Here is a 22,047-nt window from a genome sequence, read left to right on the forward strand (position 1 = left end):
ATGTGATGAATAAAGTGTTGCGTTGTACTGTATTAAGCGCATTGTTTGCAACGAGTATGGCAGCCACTGTGTTGGCGGCTCCATTTCAATTGCCTGTAGCGATATCTACACCATCTGTAGATCAAATTAATATTGCTGGTTATGGCGATTCGATTCAAAGTGCAGATGTGCGTTTTACCATCAATGAAGATGGCTCTGTAGGGGACGTAGAGGTTGTAAAATCTAGTGGGGTTACTGCTCTTGATGAGGCTCTTGTTGAGAAAATCTCCACATGGCGTTTCAACCCGGCTACAGACTCCAATGGTAATCCTGTAGCATCTTCTAAAACTGAATATATTGATTTTAGAAACTAATCAAAGGCGCTCATACTTAGTATGGGCGCTTTTTTTAGAATCTTTCAAATATATCTAAATATGTATCTATGGCAACTGAAAATTACTTTCAAAATGGTATAATAAAAATAAATTATCCATAGCAATAATATATTGCATATAGTAATAGGATGTGACCCATGGAGGTATAAGCATATGAATCCATTAAAGCAAAAGCTAGACATTAATAACGAACGGTACAGAATTATTGTATCTATTAAAGAGGATTATTTAGACGGCAAATTATCCTTAGAAGAGGGTAACCGTATTCTAAAAGAGAAGTTAGGCACTTGCACGCCTGATGAGTTTGCTTATGCAGAGCAAAGTTTGAAAGGTGTATATAAGGATGAGGAAATCCTAGATAAGATGGATGATCTATTGAACTTATTTGATGGCGTATTAGTGCGTGCTGAGAATGAGTACCCTGAAAATCATCCATTATGGGCCTATTTGGAAGAAATCAATGCCGTTGAAAAGGTAGCTCTTGAAGTTGATGAATTGTTGAAACAAGAGAAGTTCATCAAGAATCCTTGGCTCGGTGTATTTGATTCCTTAGCGCAATGGCGTATTCATCTATCCCGCAAGCAAAATCAATTATATCCAATGCTTGAAGAACATGGATTTGATCGCCCTACACGTATCATGTGGACCTTTGATGATGGCGTGCGTGATGCCATCTCTGCGTCGTATGCATTGCTTCGAGAAGATAAATACGAAGAATTTTTAGCATCCGTTCCTGAAACGTTGGCGAAATTGCGCGATTTGAATTCTAAAGAGTTAGAGGTTTTATTGCCAACATCCTTTAAATTACTAAGCGATGAAGAATTTGTGCGCATGAGCAAAAACGATCATGAAATTGGTTATGCAATCATCAATCCGCCAGGTTTGTATGTGGTGGCAGGCATCAACGATTCAGCAGCTCAATTAAATGGAAATACTGCTAGTCAAAATGGTGCTGTATCTAATGAGTTCCTAAATGATTTAGCTGGATTATTGTCTAAATATGTAGGTCCTGTAGGTGGAGGGCAAGTTGGCAAGGATACAGTCCTCGACGTAGCCACAGGCAAATTGACTCTAGAACAAATCAATCTATTATTCCGTCATCTTCCTGTAGATTTGTCTTATGTAGATGAAAACGAACTTGTTAAGTTCTACAGCGATACACCACATCGTATATTCCCTCGCAGTGCCAATGTTATTGGCCGTGAGGTAAAGAACTGTCACCCTGCGAAGTCTGTTCACGTTGTAGAAGAAATCGTTGAGAAGTTCCGTTCAGGTGAGCAAAGTCAAGCTGAATTCTGGATCAATAAACCGGGATTGTTTATCTATGTTATTTACACTGCAGTACGTGATGAACATGGTAAATTCCGCGGTGTCTTAGAAATGATGCAAGACTGCACTCATATACGCGAACTGGAAGGTTCTCGCACACTATTGACGTGGGATAAGAGAGATTTTGTAGGGAATGCAGGAGATAGTACTAGTAAAGGTAACGATACTGATAAATCTTTAGCTCAAGAGGCTGCAGAAGAAGTAGATGAAGAACCACTCACTACCGATGCAGATGGTCGTTTCCATATCGATGCAAAGACTACATTGTCTAATTTAATTAAACAAAGTCCTGAGGTTGTAGATTATTTGATTTCCTTAAATCCTAAATTTGAGAAATTGAAAACACCGATGGTGAAAGTGATGGCAAAAGTGGCAACGATCAAGATGATTGCCGAACGTGGTGATTTTAATGTAGATGATCTTGTTGGTAAAATTGATGCCTTCATTAATAAAGCTAGAAAATAAATATTTGCTTTTTTAGAATAAATGGCTAGGTCCTATGACCTAGCCTCATTTTATTTTTTGATTAGCTGTTATATATTCAGCATACTTTTTTACACTGATTTTTACTGGGGTAAAATCAATAAAATAGATATAGATATCAAAACTATTTATATAAAATGTGTTGCACTAATTCATAATAAGCATACATTAATTTCTTATATTTCATCTGCTTTGTGTATACAAATTTATCTGAAAAGGGTAAAATAGATAATAATGAAAGTATTTGCGGATGCAGTATTTTCTTATCTAAAACTACTTTTACAAGAGAAATTACGTATATATTAAAGGTGAGGATCTGGATACTATGTCGACAAGACGCGTTTGGAAGCAAAGTGAAATTAAAACAAACCCATTATTTTCTAAGATGCGCAGTACTATTGAAACTGCATTTTATGGAAACAATGTAACTCCTGTAACATCTGTGGCACAAGCGTATCAATTTGCCACTGAAGAACCTGGTGTTATCGTCCTCGATATGCCTGTGTATAAACCGGTGGAACAAGGTTTACCTGTAGATGCAAAGGTACTTGTTACAAACGACGGCAAAACTACAGGTCGTTATGCAAAAGCTCGTCGTATCATTGGCGATGAAGGTATCGACGAAGTAGAACTCGCTAACATTGCCCGTGATGCCGTATATGATAGCCGTGGTAAAGAGTGGATTTCTGCTGAAACTATCGTAGGCCTTGATAAAAAATTCACAGCTCGTGCGCATTTGATGATTCCAAAAGATCACGCATCTATCTTGTATTCTTGGATTATGAACTTCAAGTTCTTTGATGCAGCTGTAAAAGAGTTCTACAATGACAGTGTAGAAATTCCAGAAGGCGACATCTATATTTATTCTGATCCTGACTATGTGGTACCAGGTCATCCGGGTGGTCTTGCTATCTTTGATCCAGCTCATAACTGTGCTATGATTCTTGGCATGCGCTACTTCGGCGAGCATAAAAAAGGTACCCTAACATTGGCATGGTCCTTGGCAAATCGCCTCGGCTATGTGGCATGTCACGGTGGTATGAAACGTTACAACCTTGAAAATGGTAAAAGCTACACAATCGGTGTATTTGGCTTGTCCGGATCCGGTAAGTCTACATTGACTCATGAAAAACATGATGGTCGTTATGATATTTCTATCTTGCATGACGATGCGTATATTATCAATACAAACGACTTGAGCTCCATTGCACTAGAACCTACATACTTCGATAAAATGCAAGATTACCCTGTAGAACATCCTGCTAACGAATTCTTGTTAACACTACAAAACGTAGGTGTAACAATGGATGAAGAGGGCCGCAAGGTTGTATTAGCTGAAGATATACGTAACAATAACGGTCGTGCTATCAAGTCTCAATTCTGGACAGATAACCGTGTAAACTATGTAGATCAACCAGTTAATGCAATTGTATGGCTAATGAAAGATAAAACATTGCCACCAATCCTCAAAATTAACGATCCTGTATTGGCATCTACAATGGGCGCAACACTTGCAACACGCCGTTCTACAGCAGAAAAGCTCGATGCTCATGTTGATCCAAACGCCCTTGTTATTGAACCATATGCGAACCCATTCCGTACATATCCATTGGTTCGTGACTATGAAAGCTACAAAAAGTTGTTCTCTGAATGTGGCGTACAATGTTACATCATGAACACAGGCTTCTTCTTGGAAAATAAAATTCCTAAAGAAGTGACTCTTGATTTGTTAGAACGTTTGGTAGAAGGCACTTTGGATTTCAAACCATTCTACAAATACGAAAATCTCTCCTATGTAGAGGTTCCTGGTTTTGAACCTCCATTCCAAGTGCGTGAATACCATCACCAACTACACAAAGCGTTCGAATTCCGCTATGACTATGTAGAAAAACTCATCGGTCATAAAAACGAATTGCCACAAGAAGTATTGGATGTACTTAAAACATTAATGTAAGGTGAGCTAAACACCCAAACAAAAGTGAATTAAATGCTCAAATTAAAGGCCCTCCGTATGGAGGGCTTTTTATATAATTCTTATAATTCTAGAACCGATGTATTATCTTGTAATTAATGGACATTATATCTTGTATTTTGGTAATAAATAGTTATAATTAAATAATAATGTTTTGTTATAAGGTGTTTCTATGGATATAAAGGATATTAAATATATAAGTACCATCGTCGAGATGGCATCGTTTTCAAAGGCATCTAAAAAACTATATATTTCTCAGCCTGCATTGAGTCAAAGTATTCGTCGTATCGAAGCTGAGTTAGGGGTGCCTTTATTTGCTCGAGATCGTACAAAGGTTGTACCAACGGCGGCAGCATTACAGATTGCTAAAGAGGGAATGCCCTTAGTAGGAAAGGTAGAGGCTTTAACGCAGTCTATCATTAATCAAGGATCTGATGCAGCTTATCATGTGCGGATTGGGTTGTCTCAATTTTATGGCCATCATATGCTAGGAAAAACATTGAAGAGTTTTCAACAAATTGAACCTTCTTGGGAATTCCATGTAGTAGAAGGGGAATCACATTTTTTGGAACAACAAATTTGCGATGGTTTAGTAGATGTAGGACTATTTCCGACGCCGATTTATTCTCAAGCTCTTGAAAGCTATCCTGTATTAGACGAGCAAATTCTATTAGCCATTAGTGTGGAGAATAAAAAGGCCATAGCCATTGCAGATTCGCTTATGTCACCGAATGGAATACATGAAATAGCACCGTTTGGAGCCTTTCCGTTTATTTTGCTACGTGAAGGTCTTAAGTTGCGGACCTTGGTAAATCGTTTGTGTCAGGCTGAGTCCTTTGTACCTAAAGCGGTTATTGGTTCTGAAAACCTGGATACTTGTAGATCCTTGGTAGAGGATGATTATGGTATTACATTCTTGCCAAGCACATTAAATAGTAAGGGCGATGATGATAAGGTTAAGTTTTATCCCCTTGCATCGAAATTGTGTTTCCGTCAGTTAGTGTTGGTTGCACGATCGGATAGAGCTAAGCGATTCCATCTAGCTGAAGTAGCACAGATTATGCAACAATTTTTATAATTTATGCATGATAAAATATACATTAATATAAGTGGTTTAAACATATATATAATCAAATTTATAGATAAAAGAGGTTAATTCCTTGATTATAAGGGAATTAACCTCTTTTGGTTTTATGAAAAGAATCTGAAAGTATCGAATAATATAAATATATTATTTACCGTGGTTTGTAGGTGTTTATGGGGCAAAAAAATCACAAAATTTGATTGACAAATGTCCTTTCAGAAAATATACTAAAAGTAGTTTAAAACATATTTAGAAGATAGGATTTAAAACCCATCGTTGAGGTGGAATTAAGAAAGAATATGTTTTCTTATTAGTATTGGTTGGCCTACGTAGGCCCCTAGGAGGATTATTATGAGTAAAGATGCGGAAAACAAAAACACCCATGACCATAGCCATGGCGAACATCATCATGATCATGAACATCATCATGACCATGACCATTGCCATTGTGGCGGTCACCATCACGATCACGACCATGATCACCATCATGACCATGACCATAGTCATGGCAAAGCGTTGCCTACGGATAAATGGGTGCCACACACTCACGAACCAGGGGTACCTCATGAACATGGCGTAAACGATTACATGAAAGCCGTTGCAGAGTACCGTAAAACATGGCCTACAAAACAAGATGTTATCGAACAAACACCAGATCCTGCTGTACGCGAAATGATTCTTCGCATGGAGCAAATTGGTTGCGATACAGTATTTGACCGTTTTGATAAACAACAACCACAATGTACATTCGGTATTGCCGGTGTATGTTGCCGTATTTGTTTCATGGGTCCATGTAAAATTACACCTAAGAGCCCTCGCGGTGTCTGCGGTGCCGATGCTGACCTTATCGTAGCTCGTAATATGACACGTGCTGCAGCAGGTGGTTTGACTCAACATGGTGCGCATGCTCGTGAAATTTTGATTTCTTTGAAAGCTGCTGCTAATGACCAATTGGATATTCCAATTATGGGCGAAGAAAAAATTCGTACTGTATGTAAAGCTTTCAACATCCCTGAAGAAGGCCGTTCCTTAAAAGAAGTGGCAAATGACTTGGCAGATGTTCTATTAGAAGATTTGAGCCGTGCATTGCCTGGCGAATATAAAACTATTACAGCGTTGGCTCCAGCTGAACGTCGCGAAGTTTGGAAAAACTTGGATATCTTGCCTATTTCCGCGTACAATGAGGCTTTTGATGCATATCATCGTACATGCGTAGGTACAGATGGCGATTGGGAAAGCAATATGAAACAATTCTTGCGTTGTGGTCTTGCTTTCACATTCACTGGCGTAGTAGCAGCAGACATCGCAACAGACGCATTGTTCGGTCTTGGTGGTCGTCGTACATCCAAAGTTAACATCGGTGCTTTGAAAAAAGGTTATGTTAACATCGCTGTTCATGGTCACTTGCCAACATTAGTATCCCAAATTTGTAAAATTGGTGCTTCTGAAGAGTACTTAGAAAAAGCAAAAGCTATCGGTGCTAAAGGTATCCAATTCTACGGCATCTGCTGCTCTGGTTTGTCCAGCATGTACCGTTATGAAAATGTTATTCCATTGTGTAATGCTATCGGTGCTGAACTTGTACTTGGTACAGGCGCTCTTGACTGCTGGGTAGCTGACGTTCAAGACGTATACCCTGCTATCATGGACGTAGCACGTTGCTTCAACACAAAAGTTATCACTACATCTGATGCAGCTCGTTTACCAGGTGCAGAACACATCGGTTACGACCATCACCACACTAACTTGTCTGAAACAAAAGAATTGGCGCGCAAAATCTTGGATCGCGCTCTTGAAGCTCATGAATTGCGCAAAGGTATGCCTGTATTCATTCCGCCATATGAAATCACTGCAGAAGTTGGTTTCTCTCCAGAATCCACTGTTAAACATTATGGTTCCTTTAAACCATTGGCAGAGGCTTTAAAATCTGGTAAAGTTCGTGGTATCGTTAACGTAGTAGGTTGTTCCAACCCACGCGTTATCTACGAAAAAGCAACTGTAGATATCGTTGATACACTTATCAAAAATGGCTGTATCATCTTAACAAATGGTTGTGCATCCTTCCCATTGATGAAACTTGGTTACTGTAATACAGATGCTATTAAAAAATGTAGCCCTGCATTGCAAGAATTCTTGGGCGATGATCAACCACCAGTATGGCATGTTGGCGAATGTGTAGATAATGCACGTTCCTCCGGTATCTTTGCTGGTATTGCTGGTGAATTAGGTCTTAACTTACCGCAAATGCCATTTGCAATGTCTAGCCCTGAATGGTCCAACGAAAAAGGTATTGATGCATCCCTTGGCTTCCGTTTGATGGGTATCAACTCTTACCACTGTGTTGAGCCACCTACACAAGGCTCTGATGCTGTTACAAAATGGCTTAAAGAAGACACTAAAGACATCTTAGGTTCTGTTATGTATGTAAATACAGATCCTGCTAAAGTAGCTGAAAAAATCTTAGCAGATATTGATGCTAAACGTGCTGCTTTAGGTTGGGCTGAAGTAAAATAAACTACAGTCGAATTAAATAGTACATTTTGTACATAATAATACCCTCAAAGGCTTAATTACTAATGTAGCTAAGTCTTTGAGGGTTTTCTTTTTGTCGATTTAAAACTGGTGGTTTCTATTGTATTTGAAAGCTGATTTATACTAGTAATATTAATATTCTATGGATTATGAAATGGGACATAGTAAATAAAATTAGAAACTATATGCAGGTGTTGAATATAGGAATGTTTTGACAACGAAAAAAGGACTCCAACTGGAGTCCTTTTTTCATGTAAGGGGAGTGTTAGTATTAATATCAAATGAACCATGTATTTAAACAAGTAGTAGGTTTGGGGTTAGTAATACTTGTCGGGAGATAAATACACGTATGGTAACCAGGGAATTGTTACCTCTATTTATCATTTGACATTGTCATTATAAGAACAATAAATGAGTCAAAAATGAAGTTTTTTAAGAAATTTCTTTTAATTTCTTGAAATTCTAAAAAAGATAATAATTAAGTTTAATTATTGTTGATAAATACGGGGTAATTTTGGTATTATATATAAAGGAGAAGTTGTATATTTTATAAAGGTTTAATGGCTATTAGAGTTTTATAAAGTATACAGCTCTATAGCATGAGAGGAGCAGTCATATGAGGAAAATATTTACCATATTGTCCCTTTTGTGGCTACTCAGTATAGGGGGGACTGCTAACGCAACGGACTGGTACTATGTTGGACCAGATGCATCAGGAAACCAATTATTTATTGACAACGACAGTGTTCAAAAAAGTGATTATGATGCGCTTTTGTGGCTGCGGGTCAATGAACTGGGTGGCGACGAATTGCGATATAAAGTGTATATAAGTAGATATAACCGTACCATGGAAACATTAAAGGTAGATGCATACATGGCTGACGGTACACCCTATGAAAATGTAGAGTTCAATGAAAACCCTGAACCTATTGAAGGCAATACAAATGGTCAAGCCATTTATAATTTATTATGGCAATAAAAGAACCATCTAGCACAGCAAACTAGATGGTTCTTTTTTATATGTGTAAAAAATTTATAAATCTTAGGAATATTTTTTATATACAACATTCTCAATGGAGAATGGTATATACGGCAATTTAAACTTGGGCTGAGTTGCGACTTAATTCCAAGTCTTGAATCATTTGGAGATCGTCTTGTGGAGAACGACCGCCAGTTGTTAAGTAGCCACCAACCATGATGCCGTTAAGGCCGCCTTTTAAAGCATAGGCTTGTAAGTCACGAAGATTGACTTCACGACCGCCAGCTGTACGAATCAATGCGTTTGGCAAGATGAAACGGAATACAGCGAAGGTACGTAAAATATCTAATGGACGTAACGCTTTATTGCTTTCGAATGGAGTACCTTTAACAGGGTTTAAAATGTTGAGTGGTACAGAGTCAATATGCAAGCGTTTAAGCTCGAATGCCATTTCTACGCGTTGTTCTAATGTTTCGTTAAGACCAAGGATGCCGCCGGAGCAAACGCGAATGCCTGCTTTTTGAGCGTTGTCGATGGTAGACATTTTATCATCGTAGGAATGGGTTGTACAAATATCTGGGAAGTGACTAGGTGCTGTTTCGATATTGGAGTGGTATCGAGTTACACCTACTTCTTTCAATTTGAGAGCTTGTTCATAAGTTAACAAACCAAGAGAACAGCAAATTTCGAGGCCTACTTCATCTTTAATGCGGCCTAATACGCGAATGATTTGATTGAATTCGTTTGGGTTATTAGTATTACGACCACTTGTTACGATGGAGAAGCGAATAGCGCCTGCCTCTTTAGCTTTGCGAGCCGCATCGAGGATGCTTTCATCATCCATGAACGGATATACTTGAACGCCTGTTTCGTGATGTGCAGATTGAGCACAGAATTTACAGTTTTCAGGACATTTGCCAGATCGTGCATTTACAATGGCGCATACATCTACGGAGTTGTCATTGAAATGCTGACGAATTTTATCTGCCATAGCGAGTAGAATCATCGTATCATCATCAGATGTATGAATTAACTCAATTGCTTCTTCTTTTGTAATTTCACCACCATGCATAATACGATTTGCTATGGTAAGGATTTTTTCGTATGTTCCCACCTGGGATGGTTGTTGATCTGTAGGCAAAGCCATAATAGCCTCCTAATTGTTAACTTAATAAAAATATAAAATATTGACAATTTGATTGTAAACGTTAGTGCATAAATTGTCAACTTAATGTATTTTTGAGTTAACAAAAATATTTATGTAGTTTTTAGAGCGCTTTTAATACAGAGGAATTATATGACTTACAACTAATTTTAGAGGCTATATTTTACTATCTATATTAAGGTGTTAAATCTATGTTAAGGTTTTAATTGATAGTTATTTTTAAGTAATCTTTAGGGTTTTGTAGTATAATAGAGTATTGTAATTACTATATATAACTATAATAAAAGTACTAATATAAGGAGTGGATATAGATGCAGCCATTTCGATTTATACACTGTGGTGACCTGCATTTAGGGGCACCCTTCCAATATGCTACAGGTATTAGCCGCGCCGTTGATCGTGCCGTGAGCGAATCTACCTATGTAGCCTTTGATACAATTATTGACACTGCTATTGATGAGCATGTTCATGCGGTTGTCATAGCTGGTGATATTTATAATAGCGAAGATCATAATTTAGAGGCACAGGTGCGATTTGTGCGCGCTATGTATCGCTTGGCGGAACATCGCATTGCAGTATATATGGTGCAAGGTAATCATGACCCTGCTGAAAGCTGGAAGGCGCAACTGCAAATGCCAGATAATGTGCATGTATTCTCTAGTGAACAAGTACAACGTTTCCCATTAATTGTTAACAATATAGAAATTGGTGGCGTTTACGGTATTAGCTGTGGCCATGGTAATGAAAGCGACAATTATGCGCGCCAATACCGCGCCTTTGAACGAGATGAGTTTTCTTTGGCTGTCATGCACGGCACAGTCGGTTCTAGTGTAGGCTCTGAAAACCATAATGTGACCGGCCCGTGCAGTTTAACTGATCTAGCAGAGGCGGCTATGGACTATTGGGCGTTAGGACATATTCACAAATCTCAAGTTCTTAGCGAGGAACCTCTTGTTGTTTATTCCGGTAATCCTCAAGGTTTACACCGCAAGGAAATAGGCCCTAAGGGGTGCTATCTCGTCTCTGTATCTCATAATGGTCATTGTGAACCTCGTTTCATTGAAACAAGTGCAATCCGTTTTGAAGAAATCAAAATTGATATTGCAGGCATGAAAACGGAAGCAGAATTCTTAGAAATTTTACGCCATAAAAAAGAGAATCTGCGTAAGCAACATAAGAAAAATATCTTGCTTTCCATTGTTCTCGTAGGTACAGGTCCATTGCATCGTTTATGTACACAAGAAGGTGTGCGCAAATTATGGTTGCAAGAGTCCCAAAGTGAAGAGAAAAGTAAGTCTATATTTGTTATGCCGTATCGCATGATGTGCAATACGCGACCTAGCATTAATTTGGCTGAACGTAGATTGTTATCCGATGTGGTAGGGGATTATTTGCGCGCCTATGATGATATGGTTGATGGCAATGCGGTACAGACGGTACGTCAAATTTTGGCAGAACGACCTGAGTTTAAACGCTTAGGTGTATATGCTGATTTATTGAGTGATGAATTATTGCTTCGCGCCTTGAAGCGCTGTGAAATTGAAGGTGTTACTGTATTGATGGGGGCTAACGATGAACATTAAACGCATACGATTTGATGAATTTGGCCCGTATCGCGACTGGTCTTTCACTACGGGAAATCATGGTGTTCAGCTCATGTATGGACCTAATGAAAGTGGCAAAACCTCCTTGCTTGAAGGGATGCGCACACTTCTATTTGGCGGTACTCATAAGGCTTATGGGCCTATGACGGGTGCCCTCGATGTAGAGCGTAATGGTGAAAGCTACTACATTGGTCGTAAGGGTAAACAACTAGACTTTTACAGTCCTGGAAATCCAGCCATTCATGAGGAGCCAGCTCAACACTGGTGGCATGGTATTGATAAAAAAACATATAATCGAATTTTTGCATTGACCCTTGATGATTTGCAAGGCCTCGATGTTCTACAAGAGGTAGAGGTTCGGTCTCGTTTCTTCGGCGCTGAAGGGGGCGAGCATTTAGGTTCGGTCGTAAAAGATGTGGAAAAAGGCGCTACTGATCTATTAGTAGCTTCCTCCAATGGTAAACGGCGCATCAATGTGTTGATGGATGAGCTCAAAGAAAATCGTCAAAAGTTAAGCCATTTAGCCGAACATGAAACGCAATATGTAGAATTGCAAAAAGCCTTTCACAGTACAGAACAGACTGAGGTAGAATTACAAGGTCAGTTGCAAGAGTGGAAGGAATACCGCGATGGTATAGACGTTGTATTGCGCGCATGGGATACGTATCGCCGTAGCGAAGAAGCGCGTATGCATATGCAACAGTACAATAGTGAGCTTGCCTTGAGTCGTGATGAGTTCCTTCGCATCGATGAGGAAATCAAACGAGCTCGAGACAATATGCAGTTGTGGCAGGAAAAGGAAGCGGCCTTGATGCCAGCTAACTTTAGCCCGGATAGTCCATTTGGTACGTATGGTCAAGATATTGAAGACCTTATTCAACAAGGTGCCAAGTGGGAACAATTGCGCCGGGAGTGTGAAGAAGGGGATGCGTATATCTTTAAGGTACGAGAACAATTAGAGTTTTCTCGTTCTATGCATTCTGCATGGCGTGATGATGAGCCGATGGCTGACGATGTGAATTGGTTTGAAGGTGAGCGCTTAGCAAGTCGCTTGCGCACTGCTAAAGACCAATTATTGCATTGGCAAGATCGTAAGCCTGCTGAGGCATCTGATGATTTGCCAGCAGCTAACCTTGACGGAGCATCCTTGCCAAATTACAGTGAAGCGGATTTGGCAAAAAAAGAGCATCTTGAACGTGAATTAGAACTTATCTTGATGGATATAGATCGAGTTACGGAAAAACGAGATAGCTATGGTCCCGATGCACAACCGAGTAATTTGCCGAAATGGTTACAACGCATTAGCGGCGTAGCGGCCGTGATCGGCGTATTACTTGTATTGGCAGGCCTCTTAGTATTAGAGTCCGTCCTATATACAATCGGTGGCTTTATATTGTTAATCCTATCGATGGCATTGTTCTGGTATGCAACATGGAAACGCCATAATGGTAATTCTGATGTATCTAAACTGAACTATGAGTTACAAATCTTGTCCTCTCGTAAATCTGATGTAGAACATCAGCTAGAGGCGTTGGTTAAGGCCGCAACACCTGTAGTGAGCCCAATTCCATCCATAGAAGGGGCGGCACATCTTGATCGTTGGATTCAAGAAGGTCATACATTACAAGCTATTTATGATGAAGCCCTTGCAGCTTGGCAGAATTGGTTACCTCAAGGGGCGGCGAAGAGTCTTAACGAAGATGATTTCTTTGGCCTCAAACAAGAGTATGATCAATATCATGAACAATTGCGCACCATTGAAGGCTATGAAAAGCGATTAGCTGAGCATAAAGAAGGGTTGCGCGTTATCGAAGATCAAGCGATGACCTTGTGGTATAACCTTGGTGTTGAAGCGCCAGTATCTCCAACAGAGTTAAAACGTATTTATAATCAATATAAAAACTTCCAACAAAATAAAATTGTATGGGAACAAAAGGAAGCACAACGTAAAAGCTTCCGCAATGAATACGATAATTGGCACCGCAAAGAAAAAGAATTGCTACTTCGTCAACAAGAGCTATTGCATAAGGCTGGCATGGATAGCTCTAACGAGTATCGTCAACATCTTATCGATGAAGACCAATATAAGCAATGGCAAACCATTTACAAGCAAAGTCAGGTACAGTTAGATTTATTAGCTCCTGATGCGGAGAATAAAGATTTATTCTATCGCCGCTTGCGTGAAGGCAATAAGGATAATTGGCTTGATGAGTTAGCTCATTCTGAACGAGAAATAGCATCCATTGAAGATAAGCTGGCAGTTTTATATGAGCGCCGTGGTCAAATTGTAGAGTCTATGCGTGCCCTTGGTTCTGACCAAGAGCAACACCAAATGCTTCAAGAGCGTGAAGCGTTACAAAATGAACTAGAATCTGCTCTTGAAGATTGGGCTACACAAGTGTTGATGAGCCACTGTATGGATAAGGCTCAACAATCTTACGAGCAAGAGAAACAGCCTCATATGTTAGAACTTGCATCTTCTTATATAGAACGGTTAACTGGTGGTATGTATACCTTTGATGTTCTCGGTATCAACGAAGGTGTAGCATTGGTTAATGGCAATGGAGAGCGATTAGAACTTAAATTCTGGTCTAGCGGCTTGGCTGACCAAGTATACTTGGCATTGCGCCTTGCATTAGCTAAGGTATTCTCTTACCAAGTTGAGTCCTTGCCAATCATATTAGACGATATTCTCGTGCGTTTTGATGAAAACCGTCAACGTAGTGCATTAGAATTATTAGCAGAAATCGGAAAGAACCAACAAATCTGGTTATTCACGTGCCAACGTTCTGTATTTGATATGGCTCAATCTATTACAGGCATTGATTGCCATAAATTGAGTCGCAATTAAACATTGATTACCACTGATTAAGTCGTAACTAAATTGAACCCCTGTGAAAGTGTTTAGCTTTCACAGGGAATATTCATAGTGATGATATATGTGATGTAACTAAAGTAACTGTTTTAGTTATCATAGTGTGTTAGTATAAATTAGAAAGAAAGGGGTTGAGTACTTGAATACAGCATATTTAGATATGATCCAAGGGAAGAACCCTGGTGTAACACCTGTATGGTATATGCGCCAAGCTGGTCGTAGCCAAGCGGAGTACCGTAAAATTAAGGAAAAATATACGCTCTTTGAAATTACAAAAGAGCCTGAATTGTGTGCTCGTGTTACGGAACTGCCTGTAAAAGAATACGGCGTTGATGCGGCAATTCTTTACAAGGATATTATGAGTCCTATGGTGGGGATGAATGTAAAGGTAGAACTCAAGGCTGGTGTGGGCCCTGTGTTTAATACACCGATTCGCTCCATGGCTGATGTAGATAAATTAGATGCCTTTGATCCTACAAAGGTAGATTATATTGGAAAAACCATTACACTGTTAACGTCTGGCATGCTCGACGTACCTCTCATTGGGTTCTGTGGCGCACCATTTACAATTGCGTCATACCTCATCGAAGGGGGACCAACAAAGAATTATAATAAGACTCGTGGCATGCTCATCGGTGCGCCTGATGTATGGAATGCATTGATGACAAAGTTAGCAGATATGTCCATTGAGTACTTGTCCATGCAAGCCGAAGCGGGTGCGAACGCTCTACAAATTTTCGACTCTTGGGTAGGTGCTGTGAATGCGGACCAATACAAACAAGGGATTTATCCTCATATGGAACGCATTATCAAGACTGTAAAAGAACGATACCCGCATTTACCTATGGCTATGAATGGTGTTGGTACCGATCATCTCGTATCTATTTGGTCTCACTTGCCATTGGATGTAATCGCTCTTGATTGGCGTAGCTCCATCGTTATGGCTAATGAGCGTGGTGTAACACAAACGGTACAAGGTAATCTAGATCCAGCGTATCTATTCGCCGATGAAAAAATATTAGCTCATGAAGTAGATCGTATTTTGCTTGATGGTGTTCGTTACGGTCGCCATATCTTTAACTTAGGTCATGGCGTATTCCCAGAAGCGGATCCTAAGAAGCTTCATTGGCTTACAGACTATGTACATGAACGCAGTCGTGAACTATGGGCTCAAGAGGGGTAATCTAGTGAACATTGAGAAAAAAGGATTATTATTTTTATCCTATGGTAGCCCTTCAAGTAAGGATGATTTAGTGCCATATATGACGAGCATTCGTCATGGTCGTGTGCCTACAGAGGCGGAAGTGGTTAATCTTACACGTCGCTATGATGCAATTGGACAATGGTCTAATGTAGAATTACAAACAATGGCAGAGCGTCAATATAAAACACTTCTTTCGTTGATGCCATCAATGCCATCAGCTATTGGTTACCTTCATATGAAACCATCTATTGCTGAGGCAGTAGATGGTTTGGTTCAACAAGGTGTAGAACACATCGTTGCTATCGTAACGGCTCCATTCTTTACGTCTCTTGGTACAGGGGCTTATGAGAAGCAAGTACAAGCTGCCATTGGTAACCATCAAGGTGTAACCTTTGATGTGATTCGCTCTTGGTGGGATCAACCATCGTTTATGGAATATTGGGTAAAAGCCGTTTCGGATTGTATCGATGATACTAACGATGTATTTGTAATTTTTAGTGCTCATAGTATACCTCTTATTAATAGTCATAATGGAGATTCTTATGCGTTAGCCTTAGAGGAAAGCGCCCGAGAAATTGCAGAACGTTGTGGTTTATCTAATTGGTCTGTGGCATGGCAGAGCGCGGCTCCACATGGTCAATGGTTAGGTCCTACCGTAGAAGAGGCTATCAATCAAGCTCTACGTAATGGTGCGATACATATCGCCTTTGTACCATTTGGCTTTGTCAGCAATCATGTAGAGGTGTTGTACGATAATGATGTGGAGTGTAAAGAACTCGTTGATGCGGGCGGCGCTGTATATATGCGTGCACAGATGCCGAATTGTAATGAAACATTCTTACAAGCTATGGCAAGTGCAATATTAGAAAGGATTCATTCGTGAATGTAACAATTGTGGGCGGTGGCCTAACAGGATTGACAGCGGCTTATTATTTAGGTCATGCTAAGCCGGACTGGAATATTACTCTTTACGAACAAGCACCACGATTTGGTGGGAAAATACAAACACAACGAGTTGATGATTTCGTAGTGGAACTAGGGCCCGACTCGTATTTAGGCCGTAAAACAGAAATGACGGACCTAATCTATGATCTCGGCTTAGGTGATACCCTTGTATCGAATGAAACAGGGCAAGCCTTTGTATATGACAAGGGTTCCATACATCCTATTCCAGGTGGCTCCATTATGGGGATTCCAACGGAAATGATGCCCTTTGTGAAAGCAACGCTCATTTCGTGGCCTGGGAAATTACGCGCTGGATTAGATTATTTTAAAAAGCCTTATCAGCTCGATAAAAATGGTGACGTATCCATTGGTCATTTCTTTAAATACCATTTGGGACAAGAAATGATGGATAAGCTCATCGAACCACTATTAGCTGGTATCTATGGTGGCGATATCTATAAAATCAGTTTATTGTCTACATTCCCTCATTTTATTCAAGTAGAACAAAAATATGGGAATATGGTAAAAGGTATGATGGCTGCTAAGATGGGCCACTCCAAAGCGGGGGTTACCAAAGCGGCTAAAGGTGCTGTTGCTGAAGGTGACGTACCGCGTGCTGGTAAAGGGACTATGACAGACCGTCAATTTGAAAGTCATGAAGCGAAGTCCGCTAAGGCACAAGCGGATATGGCAAGCCGCAAGGGCACTGCTGCTCAATCTGGCATGTTCCGTCAATTGACAGGTGGCCTTGAAAGCGTTATTACGGCCATCGTTAAAGCCATGCCTAGCAATGTAACACTACATACCAGTGCATTAGTCTCTGATATTCGTTATACTGATGGTCAATATGCATTAGACATCGTAAAACAAGATTTTGAGGATTGTAACTGTAATGGTCAGTTAATTAGTCATGAGTGTTCTGATGTAGAATCTAGTCTCGTTAAGGAAACCACTGGTAATAGTGTTACTGCCCATACAGATCAGGTCATTATCTGTACACCACCGGCAACATATAATCAATGGTTTAAGGATGACGAAGGTTTTGATTTCTTGCGTTCTATGGAACAATCGAGTTGCGCTATTGCTATCATGGCCTTTGATAAAGCTACATTTAATGGTGATTTAAAAGGTTCTGGCCTTTTGATTACACGTAATACAGATACACCTCTTACAGCGTGTACTATTCTTAATCAAAAATGGCCTCAAACAACGCCTGACGATAAAATCGTATTGCGCGTCTTTATTGGTAAACCTGGCAATGATGTAGTAGAGCATCTCAATGATGAGGAACTTTCAGAATTAGCGGTAAAGGAAATACAACGTATTATGAGTTTCTCTACGCAACCTGAATGGGTTCGTATTAACCGTCTCATTCATTGTATGCCGCAATATAATGTGGGCCATCGTGCAGGTATCAAGGCTGTACGTGAACATGTGGCGAAACACTATCCAAATTTACATCTCATTGGTACACCATTTGATGGCATCGGTATTCCTGATGGTGTAAAACAGGCGAAAGAATTAGTACAGTCTATTGTGGATAGTAATGAAAATTGATATTAATAAATAATTATAAGAAAAGACTCCATATGCTATAATAATATATGGAGTCTTTTCGATTCTTATAGTAATAGAAATATATCATTTTTATATAATCACCATAGTTAGGAGTGATCACAATGGGAAAAGCAATCCCTACAGTAGAGGGTTGGCATAGCCAACACATGGTATTTGCCATGGATTTCAGTGCATGGAACTGCTTTACAGCTGAAGAAAAAGCAGAAGCACGCAACGAATTACAAGCATTTTTGGCAGACCTTGAAGCTAAACATCAAGCTGAAGAAGGTAGCTATGCATTCTATGATTGTAATGGCGCTAAAGGGGACTTAATCCTATGGATCCTTGGTCCATCCCTTGAATACTTGGCACAAGTAGAACGCAAATTCCGTCGCCTTGCTATTGCAAGTGTATTAGTTCAAACATATTCCTATACATCTGTAACAGAAGTAAGTGCTTACGTTAAAGCTAAACTCGATACAGAAGAAGTTAATCAAAAACTGTACCCTCATGTACCTCGCGATAAATACATCTGCTTCTATAACATGAGCAAAAAACGTGAAGGCGATGATAACTGGTTCATGCTACCACCTCAAGAACGTGGTATGTTAATGAAATCTCACGGCGAACTTGGTAAAACATACTTAGACGTTTTATCTGAATTCACTACAGGTGGCTGTGGACTAGACGACTGGGAATGGGGTATTACCATCTTCAGTAACGACGACATTCAATTCAAAAAAATCGTTTACGATATGCGCTTTGAAGTAGCCAGTGCAAAATACGGCATCTTCAGCGACTTCTACGTTGGTACCATCATCGACGATGCACTACTAGAAGAAATCTTTGGATAATAAAAGGGACTGCCTAGCAGTCCCTTTATTCGAATTTGACGATATATGTCTTAAACTCTATAATATAAATAGATAGTCAGACGAGTAGGAACGTCAGGCGCATCTCAAAAACTAATTATCTAGGAAATGGCCTTTCTGTTTATCTAATTACGCATGGTAACGGAGGGCTATTTGCTTTTTGTGAGGCAAATAAGCGCTATAAGTGCACCAAAGGAAATGACTAACGTCATTATTCCAATGATAACTGTAATAAGTTCAAAGTCACTCATAAGCTCACCCCCTTCTATAACGAAGAGAGGCCCAACCTCGCTGACTACCTTAAGAATATTATAAGCTGAACAAATATACGATACAATAAGTAACTATTTATTGATATATATGAATTAAATGATAAAAAAGGGACTGCCTAGCAGTCCCTTTTCTTCCCTCGAAATGAAGGCTATAATTTTGAACAGAAAATTTGTTAACGTCTTGTACTGCGTAAAATATAATTCACTATGTTTGAGTAGCTTATCCATAACTATATTTTCATAAAAGAAAACCCCGCATCAATCCGACTTACGAGGTCAAGGCCCTAGGCCGCAGACCTGATAAGTATGGAGGAGAGATACGGGGTTTCTTTTATCACTTAGTTAAGAAAAGTGAATTATATTTTGTTGTACGGTCCAGTGAACGTAAATTTTCTGTTCCAGAAAATTATACGTTCATATTTGCTGCCTTACGTACGTAGAACCAGTAGCATACTGCTACAGTTACGATGTTGAAGGCTAACAATACTGCGAAGGCTGGATAGATATTACCGAATGTGGAATATGTAAAGCCGAAGATTTTAGGTGTAATGAATGCACCGTATGCAGCTACGGCAGCTACGAAGCCTGTGATTAAAGAGGAAAGCAATGGATTGCCAAATACGTGAGGAATCATACGGAATGTAGCACCAGTTGCGAAGCCACAGCATACGAATGTCAATACGGACATAGCAAAGAAGAATGGGAAGTTGTGCATATCTACGCCAACAGCAATCAATGCAGTTGTAGCACATAAACCGAGAAGGCTCACAAAGGTAACTTTTGTACCGCTGTTGATTTTATCGGCTAACCAACCACCTACAGGACGAAGCGCACCTGCTACAAGTGGGCCTACGAATGCGATAGAAGCAAATGGAATTTCAGGGAATTCTTTACCTACTAATAGGCCAAGTGCTGCTGCATAACCAGAGAAGGCACCGAAGGAACAAGTATATAACAATGTAAGCGCCCAAGTGTGTTTGTTACCAAAGATTTGTACAAGGTTTTTAGGATTTGGTTTTTCTAATGGTAAGTTATCCATGAAACGTGTCATCAATGCAAGGATAACAACGAGTGGTACGATCCACATGAAAGCAGCATTGGCAAGGTACACTGCATTGCCTTTGATGATAGCTGGTGTTACACCAAATACACTACCTAATGCAGCGGAACCCATAGCGAATGGAGCTAAGAAGTAGATTACGGAAATACCAAGGTTACCAACGCCACCGTTGATACCAAGAGCTGTACCTTTTTCGGATTTAGGGAAGAAGTTGCCAATGTACGCCATGGAGGACGAGAAGTTGGCGCCTGCCAAACCGATGAGGGCCGTTAAGATCATGAATGTCATATAAGAAGTTGTTGTATCTTGAACGGCAAATCCAAGCCATACAACAGGAACTAATAAAATAAGTGTGGAGATAAATGTCCAGTTTTTACCACCAATCAATGCTGGCATATAGGTATATACAAAACGTAATGTAGCACCTACAAGACCTGGCAAGGCAGCTAATGTAAATAATTGATCTGTTGTGAAATTAAAGCCTGCGCCGTTAAGTTGTGCTGCAATGGTTGCCCACAAGTACCATACGCAGAATGAAAGTGTTAGTGCGATTGTGGAGATAACCAAGTTTTGTTTAGCAATTTTTTTACCAAACTTTTCCCAAAATTCTGGATTTTCTGGTTGCCAATTAGCCACAATTTCGCTACGGCTTGCCCCTACTTGAGGCATTTTTAGTTCGCTCATTTTGAACTTCTCCTTACTGAAAAACTATACATGCAATGAAGACAAGGAAGATACAAATAGGGTCCTTTGTATATAAATATTGCAATCTATAATAAAAGCTATAGAAAATATTCGATTAACTGAAAGAACTGCGTTATAATTATTGTATCACATAAATTTTCAATGTCTTATATCACAAATATATTATATATTGGAAAATTTTTTGTGAATGTGATGAAAAACACACATATTCTGAAATTAATAAGTTATAATAATCTTATATATACAAAAAAGTATATAATACATGTACTTTTACTATAAATAGATTAGTATAACTAATGGATTTTATTTTAAAAGTACAATGGAGTAGTGAAGGTATGGATGAAAATTTAATTAACCAATTACTAGCTTTGCCGGGCGAGGAACTCCATCTTAAAAAAGGTGATTTTCTCTTCCACGAGGGGGACAAGGCAGAACACTTTTACGTAGTGTTAAAAGGTAGAATGAGCATTAAGAAGTTCGAATCTAGTGGGCACATTTTTGCGTTGCGTCTCGTAGGTCCGAATAATGTAATTGGTGAGGTTCCGTTGTATGAGGAGAACACAAGAACGTATGTGTTCAACGCCATCGCTCGGGAGGATTGCTCTGTTTATTCCATTCGCTATGATGTATTAGAGAACGCTATTGCAAAAGACCATTCATTGGCTATTGCAATGATGAAGATCTATACATTACATATGCGACGTCAACAGGCAAAATACCGAGACTTGCTACTATATGGCAAGAAGGGAGCATTTTATTCTACCTTGTTGCGCTTAGCCAATAGTTATGGTGTAGAGCGCGAGGATGGTATCTTTATCGATATCGCCCTAACAAATCAAGAGTTGGCTGAATTTGCTGCCACATCAAGAGAAAGTTTAAATCGCATGCTAAGTGAGTTGCGTAAGTTGGGCTATGTAGCCTATGATAAACACCATCTAGTAATCTGTGATTTTGACGCTTTAATCGGGTTGCTTGATTTAGAGGTTGATAATATAGACCCTAATATTAGTAATATCGAATAACAGGATTCTCTCC

The 22,047-nt window shown here is 39.6% G+C and carries 15 protein-coding genes; 13 read left to right on the top strand and 2 right to left on the bottom strand.

The window, feature by feature from the left end; genetic code table 11:
* Positions 1 to 5 precede the first annotated feature (5 nt).
* The 6 genes from VRHSUH10_RS07520 to VRHSUH10_RS07545 all read left to right on the top strand — a co-directional run bounded on the left by VRHSUH10_RS07520 (position 6) and on the right by VRHSUH10_RS07545 (position 8,753).
* A complete protein-coding gene (locus tag VRHSUH10_RS07520) occupies positions 6 to 353 on the top strand; it encodes an energy transducer TonB (RefSeq protein WP_105090063.1) in 348 nt (115 codons plus the stop codon).
* 174 nt (positions 354 to 527) lie between these two features.
* Positions 528 to 2,168 carry a PAS domain-containing protein gene (locus VRHSUH10_RS07525; protein ID WP_105090064.1) on the top strand — a complete coding sequence of 547 codons (1,641 nt, stop codon included), beginning with the start codon at positions 528 to 530 and terminating at the stop codon, positions 2,166 to 2,168.
* Between the two features lie 343 nt (positions 2,169 to 2,511).
* Positions 2,512 to 4,140, top strand: a complete 1,629-nt coding sequence (locus VRHSUH10_RS07530; protein WP_105090065.1) for a phosphoenolpyruvate carboxykinase (ATP) — start codon at positions 2,512 to 2,514, stop codon at positions 4,138 to 4,140.
* A gap of 190 nt (positions 4,141 to 4,330) precedes the next feature.
* Complete coding sequence (locus VRHSUH10_RS07535) at positions 4,331 to 5,236, top strand: LysR family transcriptional regulator (protein WP_105090066.1); 906 nt, start codon at positions 4,331 to 4,333, stop codon at positions 5,234 to 5,236.
* A gap of 357 nt (positions 5,237 to 5,593) precedes the next feature.
* Positions 5,594 to 7,756 (top strand): anaerobic carbon-monoxide dehydrogenase catalytic subunit, encoded by a 2,163-nt coding sequence (gene cooS / locus VRHSUH10_RS07540; RefSeq protein ID WP_105090067.1) that lies wholly within the window; start codon positions 5,594 to 5,596, stop codon positions 7,754 to 7,756.
* Positions 7,757 to 8,390: 634 nt separating this feature from the next.
* Positions 8,391 to 8,753 (top strand): hypothetical protein, encoded by a 363-nt coding sequence (locus VRHSUH10_RS07545; protein WP_105090068.1) that lies wholly within the window; start codon positions 8,391 to 8,393, stop codon positions 8,751 to 8,753.
* Between the two features lie 118 nt (positions 8,754 to 8,871).
* Here the strand turns inward: VRHSUH10_RS07545 and bioB are convergent, their stop codons facing one another.
* Entirely contained in the window at positions 8,872 to 9,900 is a 1,029-nt protein-coding gene (bioB, locus tag VRHSUH10_RS07550; protein ID WP_105090069.1) for a biotin synthase BioB, read from the bottom strand.
* A 329-nt stretch (positions 9,901 to 10,229) separates the two neighbouring features.
* Here bioB and VRHSUH10_RS07555 point away from each other — a divergent pair, with 329 nt between their 5' ends.
* The 6 genes from VRHSUH10_RS07555 to hemQ all read left to right on the top strand — a co-directional run bounded on the left by VRHSUH10_RS07555 (position 10,230) and on the right by hemQ (position 18,957).
* Positions 10,230 to 11,501, top strand: coding sequence for a DNA repair exonuclease (locus VRHSUH10_RS07555; protein WP_105090070.1), 1,272 nt, complete (start codon positions 10,230 to 10,232; stop codon positions 11,499 to 11,501).
* Positions 11,491 to 14,373 carry an AAA family ATPase gene (locus tag VRHSUH10_RS07560; RefSeq protein WP_105090071.1) on the top strand — a complete coding sequence of 961 codons (2,883 nt, stop codon included), beginning with the start codon at positions 11,491 to 11,493 and terminating at the stop codon, positions 14,371 to 14,373. The genes VRHSUH10_RS07555 and VRHSUH10_RS07560 overlap by 11 nt, the downstream gene beginning before the upstream one ends.
* A 163-nt stretch (positions 14,374 to 14,536) precedes the next feature.
* Entirely contained in the window at positions 14,537 to 15,580 is a 1,044-nt protein-coding gene (hemE, locus tag VRHSUH10_RS07565) for a uroporphyrinogen decarboxylase (protein WP_105090072.1), read from the top strand.
* Positions 15,581 to 15,584: 4 nt separating this feature from the next.
* Entirely contained in the window at positions 15,585 to 16,484 is a 900-nt protein-coding gene (gene hemH, locus VRHSUH10_RS07570; RefSeq protein WP_105090073.1) for a ferrochelatase, read from the top strand.
* Positions 16,481 to 18,103 (top strand): protoporphyrinogen oxidase, encoded by a 1,623-nt coding sequence (hemG, locus tag VRHSUH10_RS07575; protein ID WP_105090074.1) that lies wholly within the window; start codon positions 16,481 to 16,483, stop codon positions 18,101 to 18,103. The genes hemH and hemG overlap by 4 nt, the downstream gene beginning before the upstream one ends.
* Before the next feature lie 122 nt (positions 18,104 to 18,225).
* Positions 18,226 to 18,957 carry a hydrogen peroxide-dependent heme synthase gene (gene hemQ, locus VRHSUH10_RS07580; RefSeq protein WP_105090075.1) on the top strand — a complete coding sequence of 244 codons (732 nt, stop codon included), beginning with the start codon at positions 18,226 to 18,228 and terminating at the stop codon, positions 18,955 to 18,957.
* A 696-nt stretch (positions 18,958 to 19,653) separates the two neighbouring features.
* Here hemQ and VRHSUH10_RS07585 read toward each other — a convergent pair.
* Entirely contained in the window at positions 19,654 to 20,991 is a 1,338-nt protein-coding gene (locus VRHSUH10_RS07585; RefSeq protein ID WP_105090076.1) for an MFS transporter, read from the bottom strand.
* Between the two features lie 356 nt (positions 20,992 to 21,347).
* On the opposite strand from VRHSUH10_RS07585, the gene VRHSUH10_RS07590 reads away from it, so the two are divergent.
* Positions 21,348 to 22,034, top strand: a complete 687-nt coding sequence (locus VRHSUH10_RS07590) for a Crp/Fnr family transcriptional regulator (protein WP_105090077.1) — start codon at positions 21,348 to 21,350, stop codon at positions 22,032 to 22,034.
* Positions 22,035 to 22,047 lie beyond the last annotated feature (13 nt).

The organism is Veillonella sp. T11011-6, assembly GCF_002959755.1.
Taxonomy (GTDB): Bacteria; Bacillota; Negativicutes; order Veillonellales; family Veillonellaceae; genus Veillonella.